General features: G+C 33.8%; 17 protein-coding genes. 5 read left to right on the plus strand and 12 right to left on the minus strand.

Annotation, left to right across the window (positions count from 1 at the left end):
- Window positions 1-120 precede the first annotated feature (120 nt).
- From JOD96_RS11225 to JOD96_RS11240, 4 genes are all read right to left on the minus strand, one after another.
- Complete coding sequence (locus tag JOD96_RS11225; RefSeq protein ID WP_209564351.1) at window positions 121-1,152, minus strand: hypothetical protein; 1,032 nt, start codon at window positions 1,150-1,152, stop codon at window positions 121-123.
- A gap of 39 nt (window positions 1,153-1,191) precedes the next feature.
- Window positions 1,192-1,911: a hypothetical protein gene (locus JOD96_RS11230; RefSeq protein ID WP_209564352.1), complete on the minus strand. Its 720-nt coding sequence runs from the start codon at window positions 1,909-1,911 to the stop codon at window positions 1,192-1,194.
- Window positions 1,898-2,458, minus strand: coding sequence for an RNA polymerase sigma factor (locus JOD96_RS11235; RefSeq protein ID WP_209564353.1), 561 nt, complete (start codon window positions 2,456-2,458; stop codon window positions 1,898-1,900). Before JOD96_RS11235 ends, JOD96_RS11230 begins: the two co-directional genes overlap by 14 nt.
- Window positions 2,459-2,664: 206 nt before the next feature.
- Complete coding sequence (locus JOD96_RS11240; RefSeq protein WP_209564354.1) at window positions 2,665-3,642, minus strand: polyprenyl synthetase family protein; 978 nt, start codon at window positions 3,640-3,642, stop codon at window positions 2,665-2,667.
- A 155-nt stretch (window positions 3,643-3,797) separates the two neighbouring features.
- Here JOD96_RS11240 and JOD96_RS11245 point away from each other — a divergent pair, with 155 nt between their 5' ends.
- Window positions 3,798-4,658 (plus strand): hypothetical protein, encoded by an 861-nt coding sequence (locus JOD96_RS11245; RefSeq protein WP_209564355.1) that lies wholly within the window; start codon window positions 3,798-3,800, stop codon window positions 4,656-4,658.
- Between the two features lie 86 nt (window positions 4,659-4,744).
- Here JOD96_RS11245 and rlmN read toward each other — a convergent pair whose 3' ends face one another.
- A complete protein-coding gene (rlmN, locus tag JOD96_RS11250) occupies window positions 4,745-5,788 on the minus strand; it encodes a 23S rRNA (adenine(2503)-C(2))-methyltransferase RlmN (RefSeq protein WP_209564356.1) in 1,044 nt (347 codons plus the stop codon).
- 273 nt (window positions 5,789-6,061) lie between these two features.
- Between rlmN and JOD96_RS11255 the strand changes: the two genes are divergently transcribed.
- The 3 genes from JOD96_RS11255 (at window position 6,062) to JOD96_RS11265 (ending at window position 8,012) form a co-directional block, all read left to right on the plus strand.
- Window positions 6,062-6,655 (plus strand): YceI family protein, encoded by a 594-nt coding sequence (locus JOD96_RS11255; RefSeq protein WP_209564357.1) that lies wholly within the window; start codon window positions 6,062-6,064, stop codon window positions 6,653-6,655.
- A 241-nt stretch (window positions 6,656-6,896) separates the two neighbouring features.
- Window positions 6,897-7,262 (plus strand): hypothetical protein, encoded by a 366-nt coding sequence (locus JOD96_RS11260; RefSeq protein WP_209564358.1) that lies wholly within the window; start codon window positions 6,897-6,899, stop codon window positions 7,260-7,262.
- Window positions 7,263-7,370: 108 nt separating this feature from the next.
- The gene (locus JOD96_RS11265) at window positions 7,371-8,012 is read left to right on the plus strand and encodes an O-methyltransferase (protein ID WP_209564359.1); all 642 of its coding nucleotides are present in this window, start codon (window positions 7,371-7,373) and stop codon (window positions 8,010-8,012) included.
- Between the two features lie 187 nt (window positions 8,013-8,199).
- Here JOD96_RS11265 and JOD96_RS11270 read toward each other — a convergent pair whose 3' ends face one another.
- The 7 genes from JOD96_RS11270 to JOD96_RS11300 form a co-directional block, all read right to left on the minus strand.
- Entirely contained in the window at window positions 8,200-8,763 is a 564-nt protein-coding gene (locus JOD96_RS11270) for a phosphatase PAP2 family protein (RefSeq protein ID WP_209564360.1), read from the minus strand.
- Entirely contained in the window at window positions 8,763-9,122 is a 360-nt protein-coding gene (locus JOD96_RS11275; protein ID WP_209564361.1) for a twin-arginine translocase TatA/TatE family subunit, read from the minus strand. The genes JOD96_RS11270 and JOD96_RS11275 overlap by 1 nt, the downstream gene beginning before the upstream one ends.
- A 108-nt stretch (window positions 9,123-9,230) precedes the next feature.
- Entirely contained in the window at window positions 9,231-11,471 is a 2,241-nt protein-coding gene (locus JOD96_RS11280; protein WP_209564362.1) for a M1 family metallopeptidase, read from the minus strand.
- A 63-nt stretch (window positions 11,472-11,534) separates the two neighbouring features.
- The gene (locus JOD96_RS11285) at window positions 11,535-12,041 is read right to left on the minus strand and encodes a DUF6702 family protein (protein WP_209564363.1); all 507 of its coding nucleotides are present in this window, start codon (window positions 12,039-12,041) and stop codon (window positions 11,535-11,537) included.
- Window positions 12,038-12,793: a hypothetical protein gene (locus tag JOD96_RS11290; protein ID WP_209564364.1), complete on the minus strand. Its 756-nt coding sequence runs from the start codon at window positions 12,791-12,793 to the stop codon at window positions 12,038-12,040. Before JOD96_RS11290 ends, JOD96_RS11285 begins: the two co-directional genes overlap by 4 nt.
- The gene (locus tag JOD96_RS11295) at window positions 12,783-13,505 is read right to left on the minus strand and encodes a carboxypeptidase-like regulatory domain-containing protein (protein ID WP_209564365.1); all 723 of its coding nucleotides are present in this window, start codon (window positions 13,503-13,505) and stop codon (window positions 12,783-12,785) included. The genes JOD96_RS11290 and JOD96_RS11295 overlap by 11 nt, the downstream gene beginning before the upstream one ends.
- On the minus strand, window positions 13,492-14,208 hold the full coding sequence (locus JOD96_RS11300) for a carboxypeptidase-like regulatory domain-containing protein (RefSeq protein ID WP_245188394.1): 717 nt from the start codon (window positions 14,206-14,208) through the stop codon (window positions 13,492-13,494). Before JOD96_RS11300 ends, JOD96_RS11295 begins: the two co-directional genes overlap by 14 nt.
- A 211-nt stretch (window positions 14,209-14,419) precedes the next feature.
- Between JOD96_RS11300 and pepE the strand changes: the two genes are divergently transcribed.
- Window positions 14,420-15,127 carry a dipeptidase PepE gene (gene pepE, locus JOD96_RS11305; protein ID WP_209564367.1) on the plus strand — a complete coding sequence of 236 codons (708 nt, stop codon included), beginning with the start codon at window positions 14,420-14,422 and terminating at the stop codon, window positions 15,125-15,127.
- Window positions 15,128-15,240: the final 113 nt, after the last annotated feature.

Consider the following 15,240-nt stretch of genomic DNA (forward strand, 5'->3'; position numbering starts at 1 on the left):
AATATTTTTAGAAGTTGAGAGCCTGCAAAAATACATAAATCAATCCTGAATTTTTGCTTATTTAAAGAAAAAAAGCGCTCCTTCCGAAGCGCTTTTTCTAACTAAACTCAAACTCAATACTTAATTCAGATCAAAACGTAATCCTAATGAAATATTATTCTCTTTTATTAAATTATCCTGAAATATTGGATTCAAATCGTATTTTACATACAAACTCACATCTCTGTAACCGATGTAGGAACTTAATCCATAAATAAAATTATTTACATTATAATCTCCCTTTATTGTAGTTTTATATTTCAGGTCTTCATCCTCAAATTTTAGGATTTGTTTTGTTTTTACATTAATTCCGGCATAACCTCCAATTCCGAAACGGAAGCTTTTATGAGTTTTAAAATATTTTTTTTCGTCATTTTCGACTGGTTTTGTAAAATCAAATTCTAAATGCACCGGCAGCACGAGATAAACATTTCTAAAACGGGATTCTCTTAAATTTACAGCGTTCAGCTCCAGATTAGTCTGGTTTCCGTCTACTACAAAACTGCGGTTATCTGTTGGGCGAATATTATTATACATTAAGGAAAGTCCATATTTTGCGTGCAATAAATTATTGTTTTTCATTAATCTGGAGTTATATGTAAAACCCCATTCATAAAAATGCGAACCTATAAAGCTGTAATTCGAATCCTGAAGTTTTCCATCGGCCATTGTATTGTTTAGACCCAATGCAAAAACAAACTGTGAGGTTGTTCTTTTTTCTCCGTGAAAACCATCTTTATCCTTGTTTTTTGGATCCCAGCGAATAACATAAATACGTGATGAATCCTGCTCCTTGATTTTACCGCCTACTTTTTGCTGTACCAGATCGTTAAGCTCATTTTGAACTAAAGTCACTTTTTCCTCGATTATTACAGCCCTTGCTTCTGCCAATTCTTTTTTTCGTTTATCTGCCTGCTCTTGTGATATTTTGCCTTCGGATAGCTGAACGTTTATGGCTTCTACTTCTTCTTTGAGAGCCTCTTTTTCTTCTTTTGTAATCTTTTCAATTTTTCTGGCAATTGCTGCTGCCTTAGATTCAAAAGTTTCCTGTCCCACAACTTTACTTACTAAGAGAAATAAAAAAAGAATGAGATAAATGGTGAAATTTTTCATGATTGATTTTTTTTAATTGTTGATTGATTGATGATTGTATTATTCTTTTTGATTTCTGTTTGCCAAAGCCACTTTCACGGTTTGGTAATTTTTATTGACTTTTGTAATTATCTTTTCTCTAAATGAAAGTTCTAACTCGCCATCGACCTGATTTAGCAAATCGCTGGCATCAATTTTTATTTTGGCTTTTGGCTTAGCCGAACTTTCTGCAACTAATGATTTCTCTGCCGTGCTTAACAGCTGATCTGTAGTTTCATTTTTAGGCATTTCGGAAACAGAAATTTGATTGGTGCCTGATTGTGTTTGTTGATTTTTTTGATTGATGACTGAAGACTCCGCTATTTTATTCGTTTCATTTTTAATAGTTTGATTTGATTTTTGGTTTAAAATATCTACTTTATTATTTGAATTTCCTGAACTTAAATTTGGTTCTTTTTCTGAAATTATAATTTTCTCTTTTATAGAATCCACTTCATTTAAACCTGATTTTACATCTGCTTTTTTTTGGTTATTTCCTTCTATAACAACTTCATTTTTTGGAGTTTCAACCGTTTTTTTCTGATTGAAAAAGAAAGTTCCCAACAATAAAAACCCGGCAATACTGGCGGCTATGTACAGCCATTTGTTTTTTCTTTTTGGTTTCTTTTCTTCGGCAACAGTCAACATCGCATCTAATCTGTCCCAGGCTTTGTCACTTGGTTCAATTTTGCGCTGATTCAGTTTTTCACGGAAATCCTTTTCAAAATTATTCGGTTCCATTATCTTGTTTTTTTAAAATAGTAATTTGTGTTTGCAGCATCTTTCTGGCGTGCGATAATTGCGATTTTGATGTCCCTTCATTTATTCCTAACATCTTCGCTATTTCATTGTGTTTGTATCCTTCAATTGCATATAAGTTAAAAACCATTTTGTAGCCATCCGGTAAGGCATCAATTAAAAACTGAATCTGATCTACCGTAAACTGACTGTCTAAAGCATTAAAACTTTCTTCAATAAAAAACTCATCTTCGGCAAACTTTACTTTTTTCTGAACCCTCAAATAAGAGATACATTCATTGACCATAATTCGGCGGATCCAGCCTTCAAAACTGCCTTTATGTTCAAATTTGCTTAAGTTGGTAAACACTTTCATAAAAGCGGTTATCATTACATCTTCTGCCAGCTGAATGTCTTTTATATATTGGCGGCAAACACTCAGCATTTTTGAAGAAAACTGACTGTAAATCTGCTGCTGAGCCTGTCGATTATTTTCGACCGCAAGCTTTATGATTGTAGCTTCTTCCTGATGTAACTGAATAATTTTCATTAATAAGCTTTTGGTTTTCTCTTTGTTTTTGGTTTTTAGAAACAGACTTCTATTAGCATAGACGCATGAAGTTTTAAAATGGTTGCATGGGGTGTGAAAAAAAAATCAAAAAAAATAAATTCTCATCCCAAAATAAAAAACACAGACATTTGGATTTACAAGTTAGTAAACCAAGCATCTTATTTTTTAATTGACAAATTATCTAATTATTTCTTTCTCTCAATAACGTAGTTCACCATCAGGGTAAGTGCGTCTTTATATTCAGAGTTTTCGAAGTTTTGAAGTAATGAAAGTGCTTCTTGCTGAAATTCGACCATTTTGTTTTCGGCGTAAGCCAAACCATTATTATCTTTTACAAAAGCAATAACTTCTTTTACGCGTTTTTTGTCTTTATTGTGGTTTTTGATGGAGTTTATCAGCCACTTTTTTTCCTGCGGAGTACAAGTATTTAAAACATGAATTAAAGGCAGTGTCATTTTTTGCTCCTTAATATCAATTCCGGTTGGTTTTCCTATTGCTTCTTCGCTATAATCAAATAAGTCATCTTTGATTTGAAATGCCATTCCGATCAATTCTCCAAACTTTCGCATATGCTCTACCTGAATATCATCTTCAATTACCGATTTTGCGCCAAGGGCACAACAAGCCGCAATAAGTGTAGCCGTTTTTTTTCTGATGATTTCGTAATAAATATCTTCTGTAATATCGAGTCTTCTGGCTTTTTCTATCTGAAGTAGCTCGCCTTCGCTCATTTCGCGTACGGCAACAGAAATAATTCTAAGCAAATCAAAATCGCCATTGTCAATAGAAAGCAATAAACCTTTTGAAAGTAAATAATCTCCAACCAAAACAGCAATTTTATTTTTCCAAAGTGCATTGATAGAGAAAAATCCACGGCGGCGGTTACTGTCATCTACCACGTCATCATGAACCAAAGTTGCGGTATGGATTAGCTCAATTACAGAGGCTCCACGATACGTTCTTTCATTTACCGTTCCTCCTGAAACCATTTTAGCAGTAAGAAAAACAAACATGGGACGCATTTGTTTTCCCTTTCGGTTTACGATATAATAAGTAATACGGTTTAACAAGGCAACTTTTGAAGTCATTGATTCGTGGAACTTTTTTTCGAAAAGTTCCATCTCGTTAAAGATGGGCTGTTTTATTTGAGAAGTAATATTCATTTCGATTTCAAATATACTATTTTAAATAAAAAAACGTTGTGTATTTAAGGTTAGTATATCAACATTTATGCACTAATCTTCAAAAAAACACCAAAAAACATATACTCTAATATCTAATTTGAATCACTATTAAAGTAAACCTTAAATTATTTATTATGAAAACAAAATTTTTATTAATTGGTACGTGTGCCAGTTTATTATTTTTAGGTAGTTGTAATTCTGATGAAAATGCAAACGACGGATCAAATGCAGCAATATCAAATGACGAGATTATCACCAACTCTAAAATTGATGCTTCTATTGAAGATGTAACCACAATTGCTGAAGATCAGTTTGACGCACAGCAAAACAGTACAAGCAAACCAAGCGGAACTGTAAAAAACTTTCTGCCCAGTTGTGCTACGATTACCACAGTTTTAACAAACAGTACATGGACCCGAACTATAGATTTTGGCGTTGAAGGCTGTACGCTGCCAAACGGAAATTCTGTAAAAGGAAAAATGGTTATTTCATTTTCTAATGACTTTAGCGCTTCAACTCAATCTATCAATTATACTTTTGAAGGCTTTTATCACAATGGAAAAAAACTTCAGGGGAGCAAAAGCATTGTACGAACCAAAAAAACAACAGATTTACAGGCAGAAGTACATCCTGTTACAACTGCAGAAATTGACATGACTATAACTTTTGATGACGGAAGCGTCTATAGCAGAAAAGGTTCGTTGGTAAAAGAAGTTATTGCAGGTTACGACACCTGGTATAATTGGGAAGATAATGTTTCTGTTGTTACCGGAAGCGGGTCAACAACTTTCCCAAATGGCGATACTTTTTCGGCAGAAATCACTACTCCGCTTGAGTTTAAGGCATCCTGCAAACAACCATTTGCTGTAAAGGGAATTTTGTCTCTTACAAAAAACGGTGCCAGTGCGGTTGTTGATTTTGGAAATGGGGATTGCAACACATTAGTAAACGTTACCAAAGATGGTATTACAGAAGAAGTAGATTTAAAAAAATAGACACCTTTTTTGCCCAACAAAAAAGCATTAAGAATAAGATTATTTACTTATTTTTAATGCTTTTTCTATTTTTAATGACTGATTGATTATCCTTCTTTATTAGCCAATTGTCCGCAGGCTGCATCAATATCTTTTCCGCGGCTGCGGCGTACTTTTACTACAATACCAGTATTCTCCAAAGCTTTTATATAAGCCATAATAGATTCTTCTGATGCTTGTTGAAACTCACCATCGTCAATTGGGTTGTATTCAATCAAATTGACTTTGCAAGGCACATACTTACAGAATTTAACCAACGCATCGATAGAAGCTTTATCGTCGTTGATTCCTTTCCACACTACATATTCGAATGAGATTTTGCTTTTTGTTTTTCTGTACCAGTATTCTAAGGCTTCACGCAAATCTTTTAAAGGGAAATTTTTACTAAAAGGCATTATTTTAGCACGAATTTCATCTATTGCCGAATGTAAGGAAACTGCGAGTTTAAATTTTACATCGTCATCGGCCATTTTTTTAATCATCTTTGGAATTCCGGATGTCGACACCATAATACGTTTTGGTGACATTCCCAGACCTTCTGGCGATGTAATCATATCGATCGCCTTAATAACATTGTTATAATTCATTAAAGGTTCTCCCATTCCCATAAAAACAATATTCGAAAGCGGATGATTATAATATAAACGGCTTTCCTTGTCAATAGCCAGAACCTGATCGTAAATTTCGCCTGGTTCCAGGTTTCGCATTCTTTTTAATCTTGCTGTTGCACAGAAATTACAATCCAGACTGCAACCCACCTGACTGGAAACACAAGCTGTTGTTCTGGTTTCTGTCGGGATAAGAACAGATTCTACGACTAAGCCATCATGCAGCCGAACTGCATTTTTCACGGTTCCGTCACTGCTTCTCTGCATGGTATCTACCTTAATATGATTGATAACAAAGTTATCTTCCAACATTGCCCTTGTAGGCTTTGCTACATTGGTCATATCATCAAAACTGTGAGCTCCCTTGCTCCATAACCATTCATAGACTTGATTGCCACGAAAAGCTTTGTCATTGTTTGCGACAAAAAAATCCCGTAATTGATCTTTTGATAAGGCTCGTATGTCTTTTTTCTCCATTTGCATGGTGCAAAGTTACTGATTTTTTTCTTAAAATTTTAGATGATAGGCAGAGGTCCAATACCTGCAAATGCACGTTTTTCTGTTTTTTGCATTTGCCTTTTTCTTTTTAAATATGTCTTTAATTTATTATAGCTGTTAATAAATTTTTCAACTATGATTTTTATCATTCTTTAAGCTCTGTCTTCGCAATAAATTTGATCAAGGAAATACGGAAAGCTTTTTAATAAAAATTTACCCTGCTTCTTATTCAAAATGAATAACCTAAATACCACACAAATGAAAACAATTAAATTAATTGTATTGACAGTGATTTTTACAACAGTGTCTTTACAGGCAAACGCACAAAGAAACTACAATGTAGCAAGAGCAATTTTTGAAGTTGCCGGCACCTCAAACGTACATGACTGGGTGATGAAATCTACAGAAGGAAACGGTACTGTTAATCTAACTATTACAGATTCTAAAATAGCTGACATCAATAGCCTAACCATCACCTTATTAGCAGAAAGTTTAAAAAGCAGTAAAACAAGTATGGATGATGTGGCTTATGAGACCCTGGACACAAAAACATATAAAAACATCAAATACGTTTTAAAATCTGCAAGTAAAATAAATGAAACAACCTGGAACCTTATCGGTACATATACCATTGCAGGAACAAGCAAAGATTACAGAACTCAGGTAAGCATTACTACTAGCAACGGAACATTTATCCTGAAAGGTTCTAACCAGATAACTTTTGCTGATTTTGGTATGTCTCCTCCAACGGCAGCTCTTGGAGTTGTGAGAGCCGGAAAGGAATTAACCCTGATTTTTAATATAACCTTAAGCGATTACAGCAGGAATGATAATGTTTTAGTTATTAAATAACGATTGATTAATGATAAAAAATTAATAATGAAATGATTATAGATTTACTTTGTACAAAACAAAATATTATTTCTGTTTTTTTTTGAACGGTATGCATAAAAATTAAATTCTGGCACAAGAATTGTCTTGTTCTCAACAGAAAATTAATCTTACAAAGAGCTCAACCATTTTAAAATTTGTATTTTTATTTTCAGCTTTATAACCTTTATATTTTATCAACTTTAAAAAAATTTAATTAATCATGAAAAAACAAATTTTAAGCCTAGCTGTTGTTGCTTTATTAGCATTCGGCGTTCAATCTTGCGAGAAGAAAGAACCAAAACCAGGAGAAGATGAATTAACTCTTGGAAACAAAGTTGACACTTTGACAACAGATATCGAGCAGGCAAAAGATAGTGCGGTAATTAAAGCTGAAAATGCTGCTGCAAAAGCTAAAGAAGCTTCTGAAAATGCTGGCGAGGATGTAAAAGACGCTACAACCAAAGCTGCACAAGATGTAAAAGAAGCAACTAAAAAAGCGGCAGACAAAGCTGAAGCTGCTGCGAAAGCTGCAAAAGACGGAACGGTACAAACTGCGAAAGACGTTAACGAAGCATTGAAAAAATAATTGTTGAGAATTCATAAACTAAAACCATCCCACGACGGATGGTTTTTTTATGCCAAAAAGCAAGCGAATATTTTTTGTATTTTTGCCTTAAATTGAAGACACTACAACATGCATTTTATATCACAGGAATTAGAAGATTACATCGAACAGCATTCTGAAAACGAACCGGAATTGCTGGCAAAATTAAACAAAGAAACATACCAGAAAATACTCTTGCCAAGAATGCTAAGCGGGCATTTTCAAGGTCGTGTTCTGAGCATGCTATCTAAATTGATTCGTCCTGTAAATATTCTCGAAATTGGTACATACACCGGCTATGCTGCATTATGCTTATGCGAAGGGATGCAGGAAAGCGGACAGCTGCATACCATTGATATCAAAGAAGAATTAGTTGATTTTCAAAGGAAATATTTTGATGCATCACCATGGGGAAAACAAATTTTTCAGCATTTGGGAGAAGCAATTGATATTATTCCGACTTTGGATGTAAAGTTTGATTTGGTTTTTATTGATGCTGATAAAGAAAATTACCTAAATTATTGGGAAATGATTGTCCCGAAGATGAATAAAGGCGGCATTATATTATCTGATAATGTTTTATGGAGCGGAAAAATCCTTGAACCGGTTCACCCGAATGATGTCAGCACCAAAGTTCTTTTAGAATACAATTTGCTTTTGAAAAATGATCCAAGAGTGGAGACGGTTTTGTTGCCTATTCGTGATGGGTTGACAGTTTCGAGAGTGCTTTAAACAACAACACAAATGAATTGCCTCCAGCTTTAGCTGGAGAGAAGAGTTACATAATAAAAAGGCTTTAGCCAAAATACAGCGTGTATTTGGGCTAAAGCTGGAGGCAATTCATAAAAGATATTTAATCTTCTCTTCGAAAAAACTCAGAAACTTAGATTCTTAGCATCTCAGAACCTTAAAAAAAAATCTATTCCTGAAAATATTTCGGCTTCAATTTTCTATAAACCAAATAAAGAAGCGAACCAAAAATTGCTCCGAAGAAATAACCTGCAAGTATATCTGTCGGATAATGTAATCCTAAGTAAATACGGCTGTAAGCAAAAATTAACGGCCATAGAAACAGGAATCCAAAATACTTGAAATGACGTTTTAAAATTAAATATAAAAACGTTGCAACTGCCATAGTATTAGCAGCATGGCCTGAGAAAAAACTGTAAGATTTTCTAACCTGAACGATTCTTATAATAGATTTAAGGTCAGGATTGTTACACGGACGCAGACGCTCAAAAGTGTGTTTGAACAAATTACAGGTCTGATCTGTAAAAGCAATTAAAACAGCTATAAAAAGCAATAAATATAAGGTTTGTTTTCCTCCTATTTTTTTATAAATAAGAAAAAATAAGAATAAGAAAAAAGGTGTCCAATACAGTTGGTTTGTAATAATTAACCAAAATTTATCGAATGTTTCAGAGCCTAAACCATTAAGATATATCAATAAGTTGACATCTAATTCCTCTATTTTTTCAAGCATTATCTTTGACGTTTTACCGGACCTGAGATTATTTCTATATCTTCTTTAACTTTATCGATTTCTGCTGCAGTATCGCCTAACAGGTTAGTAGATACACTGGTAGTATCCCCTAACAAATTGGTTTTTGCCTCATTAATCTGAGCATTAATATTGCCTGTGATATCAGTTAAAGATTTAGTATCAAGCCCATTGGCTTCTGCCCCTTTTTGAATTTCACTTTTAATATCGTTAGTTGCATTTTTTAACTGCGCCATGGCTTTTCCCATTGTACGGGCAATTTCAGGCACTTTATCTGAACCAAAAAGCATTAAAACTATAAATAGTATGAAAACTAATTCTCCTCCTCCTATACCAAACATAACTTTTATTTTTGTGTGTCACAAAGATATTAAATTTTGTAGCTCCTGAACTTTAAAATTTCCTTAAAAAAAAGACTCTGAAAAAGAGTCTTTTTTTTAGTTTTATATTTAATCAAATTTTGATTTTTCTTCTGCTTTTGGCCATGAATTATTAGTTACATCTATATCAGCAGTCATCAATTTTGGGTCTATCTGAATACTTTTGATTGCTTTTTCAGTTGCATAAACTTTCTTAGCTATATCATTATTTTTTCTCCAGATTTGTGCCGGATACTGGAAATTTTGTTTTGAACCATCTTCGTAAGTGATCTCAACCAAAATTGGCATAATCATTCCGCCAGGCTTATTAAATTCAACTTCGTAGAAATATTTTGGTGATTTTATACCTGCTTTTTCTTCAGCTGTAAAAGTCTGGTCTACATAATCAGATAATAATTTTACTTCTTCTACTTTTAAGGCTTTTTTCTTAGAAGTATTTACCTCAGCATTATCTCCTGCCACCAGGTAAACAAAAGGTCCTTTTTCGAATCCAAAACGTCCTTTTCTAACTTTTACATCTTTTATGTCTGCGGTTGGAGTATCAGAAACATAATATTGTTTTACATCTTTGATTCCGATATCTACAAAATCTGTTGAATAAAACCATCCTCTGAAAAACCAATCCAAATCTACTGCAGAAGCGTCTTCCATAGTTCTGAAGAAATCCTCAGGAGTAGGATGCTTAAATTTCCATCTGTTTGCGTATGTTTTAAAAGCATAATCAAACAACTCTCTTCCCATTACTACTTCTCTTAAAATATTAAGTCCTGTAGCCGGTTTTCCGTAAGCGTTATTTCCAAATTGATGAATCGTCTCCGAATTCGACATAATTGGTTCTAAAAACTTCTGATCACCACTCATGTAAGGAACAATATTTTTTGCAGGTCCGCGTCTTGACGGAAAAGTTGGATCTAATTCCTGTTCTGCCATGTACTCCATAAAAGAGTTCAAACCTTCATCCATCCAAGTCCATTGACGTTCATCAGAATTTACGATCATTGGAAAAAAATTGTGCCCAACCTCATGAACTACAACTCCGATCATTCCGTTTTTAACTTCTTTACTAGTTACTCCATTTTCATCAGGACGACCATAATTCCAGCAAATCATAGGATATTCCATTCCCTGATCTTCTGCCGAAACAGAAACAGCCTTTGGGTAAGGATAATCAAATGTATGTGAAGAATAACTTTTTAAAGTATGTGCAACAGTCATCGTTGAAGTTTCGCCCCAAAGCGGATTAGCTTCTTTCGGATACACTGATTCTGCCATAACAACTTTATTATTAAGCTTTACAGCCATTGCGTCATAAATGAATTTTCTTGAAGATGCAATTCCGAAATCACGAACATTTTTAGCACTAAATTTCCATGTTTTTTTCTTTTCAGAAAACCCTTTTTCAGCTGCTTCAGCTTCTGCCTGAGTTACAATTACAACTGGTTTGTCAAATGATTTCTGAGCCTGCTCGTAACGCTTAACTTGTTCTGCTGTAAAAACTTCACTTCTGTTCATCAATTCCCCTGTAGCATCAATAACATGATCGGCAGGAACTGTAATATTTACATCAAAATTTCCGAAAGGAAGGGCAAACTCCCCGCTTCCCCAAAATTGCATATTTTGCCATCCTTCTACGTCATTATAAACGGCCATTCGTGGATAGAACTGCGCAATTACATATATTTTATTTCCATCTTTTGAAAACAATTCATAACCGGAACGTCCTCCTTCTTTTTGATAATTGTTGATATTATACCACCATTTTATCGCTAACGAAATTTTTTCTCCCGGTTTTAGAGGCGTTGGCAGATTAATACGCATCATCGTTTCGTTGATGGTATAGGACATCGGATTTCCTTTTGCATCTTTAACTTGTTCGATGTTGAAACCTCGCTCTAAGTCTTTCTTTAAATATTTACTTGAAAAACCATCAAGCGGCAACACCTGAGTAATTTTTTCGCTTTCAGCCAAAGGTGCCTGAGTATTTGCTTTTGCCTGATTCTGATCGAGCTGAATCCATAAATACTCTAAACTATCAGGAGAATTATTGGAGTAAGTAATAGTCTCAGAACCCGTTAGTTTTGAGTTTTTATCATCTAACTCAATATCAATTTTATAATCTGCCTGTTGTTGGTAATAGGCCGGCCCCGGTGCTCCCGATGCTGTACGAAACATATTTGGTGTGGCCAGCAAATCGTACATCTGGCTAAATTTGTTTGTATCGTATTTCCCTTGTTGTTTTGGTGTAACAGGTGCTTTTTCCTGAGCTATCAACATCGCTGGAAAAATTAGTAATAGCGAAAGTTTTTTCATAAATGCTTTTGGTTTTTTTGAAGCTGTGAAAATAGCAATTAATATAATAATTCTTTATACCAATTAATACTTTAACACTTCTTTCCTTGAAGATTCTGTAAAAAGAATACTCTTTTTAATGCCGAATGCTGAAATATGTGTAATGTTTTGCTGTTCAGCGTTCCAGTCAACTAAAACAGAGTTAGAAATCTCAATTGTTTTAAACTTATCAATGTCTTTTATTCGTGAGTAACAAATCAAAACGTCTCCTGCTTCTACTTCTTTAGATAAAAAAGTAATAGATTTTGACTGGCCGTTTATTTTTATGGAGAAATTCTCGGCTAAATACTTTTTTAATAAATCAATATCGGCCTGGGTTTCTTTTTCTGTACCTACAAATGTTTTTTTATGATACTTTTTTTCTAATCCGTTATTTAAATCATCGATAAAAATGCGGGACGTAATTTGAATCATTTTTTTTTCAGCAGCATAATTGACCTGAAAAATCCCCATATAAAATTTATGAAAAGTAAAAGCTGAAAGTGATACAAATAATAATCCTATCAGACCGTAAACTAATTTCTTTTTCATTTTTGACTCACAGCAATTTTCTTAAATTCCTTATTCTTATTGACCATAAAATCCATTAATTGAAATTTATCATCTGGTTTTAAATATTTTTTAGACTCTGCATCATTTGAGCAATACATCAGAAACAATTCTATTTCGTCTGGTTTAAGAGCTAATGTCTTGCTGTAAAAGTCTGGTGTAAAATTGTCTTTTGCATATTCAACAAATGCAATATCCGAAACAACGTCTTCCTGAACGTCTTCTTTTTTACTGAGGAGTTTCTTTACATCCTTAAAAATCCTCACAAAATCAGTTCCGTATTTTATTGTCTGGTCAGAATACATTGCCGTATTTTTTGCCGTAGACTGTTTATCATCTTCAAACTGCATATCAACATAATGCTGCGAATTCTGATCCAGTGATTTTACTTTTAATTCTTTGTGAACTACAACTTCTTTCAGTTCATTGTTAACTAAATCAAGTTTTACCTTAAACAGGATTTCAGCACAGTCTTTCTCTGTCAAAACAATTTTTTTTGACTGAAATGCCAAACCTGAAAACAATAATGTATCCTTTGGTCGTGCAAGAATATCAAACAATCCGCCGACACCAATAAAAGTTCTGACATTTGCGTTTACATTCATAATGTAACCACTTTCGATTGCAAGAAAATCATTTACAACCTGACCATGCAAAGGTTTTCTTGAGTTGTTTTGTCCTAGTACGATCTGACAAAATAAACAGACAAAGAGTATTCCTAAATTATTTTTCATTTTCGAGAATTATTAGATATTTTCGGGCTAAATCAGTTATTAAAAACATACTCATTGTTTTGTTCTTGGTATTCAAAGATACGGCAAATTCGGAATTTTCTATACAATATAATTGAAATCCTTTGATATCTTCTGCCGGAATTTTCAATCTTTCTGTATAATAATTCTCATCAAACAGATATTCCATCTTTCTAAAAAGAGTCTCTTTTTCCTCAACTTTCATCTCTTTTTTCAGCATTGCTGTCCTTCCCGAAATCGTATTTAGCAATTTATCTACAGAAGTAGAATTTGCCGTATAAAGCTTTCGTTCGGCAGGAGTATATTTTTTTTGTCCGTACGGAATTATCCCGAGATTTTCGGCGGTAATATCTGAGTTTTCATTTACAACCACTTCTTTTAACTCAATTTCTTTTGCAGTCATTTTTACAACCAGATTTTTACTTAAATCCCCGGCTGTAATTCTATATTTGAAAGGCTCCAGATTTACTGCAGAAAAAACCAATACATCTCCTTCTTTTACCACAATAGAAAACATTCCGTTTGCGTCTGAAACTGCTGTTATTTGTGTTGTATTGTTAATGATATTTACACCTTCGATAGTGGTGGACTGCTCCAAAACCTGACCAAAAATCTCTTTTGAAACAGATGTCTGGCAAAAAGCAATTTCGGCAGTTAAAAAAAGCAGCAGGAGTAATATTTTATTTGTTTTCAATCGCAATAATATCTTTATATTTAACAGCAAGTTCTCCTAACAAAAACTCTGTTGTTGTTTTATTTTTAGAATTCAGAATCTTAGTGAACGATTCATTTTCAACAGCGTAATATTCAAATCCTTTTACATATTCTGCCGGAATTTTCAATCTTTCTACAAAATGCTCGATACTAAACATGTTTTCGAGAAGTTTCATAAAAAACTCTTTCTTCTCAACCGCAACTTCCTTTTTGAGCATCGCAGTACGTCCGGATAAAAAATTTAATAATGGATCTGCTGATATCGACCCTCCTGCTAATGAACCAGCATTTGCTGTGGCATTTAAGGCAGTAGCTGTATGCAGTTTTCTTTCGGCGTCAGTATATTTTATTTGCCCACTGGGAATAATCCCTAAAGAAACTGCATTAATATTATTATAATTTTTTATAATAACCTCTTGCAGCTGATGCATCACCAAGCTTAATTTTACAGTAAAATTGAGGTCAGAAAAATTTTCGGCGGTAAGTAAAATTCTATTTTCCTTAAATTGTATGGACGAAAAAACAAGTGTGTCTCCCTCCCTGGCCAAAATAGAAAAAGTACCGTCAGCATTTGTGGTGGTCATTACTTCAGTTTGAGCATTTACTACATAAACCCCTTCCAGATCATTTGTATTTGAAACTATTTTACCATTAATATTGAGACGATCTGAATTTTGGGCCATTAATGATTGACTCAAAATTATAACTAAAACACACAAAAACTTATCAGTCAAAATATAAAAATTAGAATTACTTAAAAGTGTAAAAATATCTTAATGTCTTCCAAATTTAGTATTAACAGCTTGGTAAAAATATGTTAATTAAAAATTGGAAATCAAGCGCTAAACAGGAGTTTTTAATATCTTTAACGACAACAATCCGAGTTTAAATTTTATGAAAAGCATTATCATTGCCAGCACTTCAACATTACATGAAGGCAGTTATTTAGAGTATTTATTACCCGTTTTACAGGCGCATTTTAAAAACTGTAAAAGCATTTTATTTATTCCTTACGCGCGCCCTGGCGGAATTTCGCATGAAGAATACACTGCAAAAGCTGCGACTGCATTTGCAAAAATTAACATACAAGTAAAAGGAATTCATGAATTTGAAAATCCCGAAGATGCCATAAAAAATGCAGAGGGAATATTTACAGGAGGAGGAAATACTTTTTTACTGGTAACAAAATTATACTACCATAATGTTATGCAGGTCCTGTCTGAAACTGTAAAAAACGGAACTCCCTATTTAGGAACAAGCGCCGGAAGTAATATTTGCGGATTATCGATGCAGACTACCAACGACATGCCAATTGTTTATCCGCCAAGTTTTCAGACTTTGGGGTTAATTCCTTTTAATTTAAACCCGCATTACTTAGATGCCGATTTACAATCGAAGCATATGGGCGAAACACGCGAAACAAGAATTAAGGAATTCCACGCCTTTAATTCAATTCCGGTTTTAGGTTTAAGAGAAGGAAGCTGGCTGGAAGTAAAAGGAGAACAAATTACTTTAAAAGGAAATCTTCAGGCACGCTTGTTTTTGCAAAACGAAACACCTTGTGAAATAGAAACGGAAAGCGATTTGAGCAACTTAAAATAAAGATTCCAAATTTTTAAAGGATGAAGCACAAAGCTTGGGGAGGAAATGTCAAAATAAAACAAGAACTTTGCAATCTAAGAATTTTATATGACCCCTATAGAGCTTTTGAAGTT

Origin of the sequence: Flavobacterium sp. 1355 (genome assembly GCF_017833415.1) — a bacterium.
Taxonomy (GTDB): Bacteria; Bacteroidota; Bacteroidia; order Flavobacteriales; family Flavobacteriaceae; genus Flavobacterium.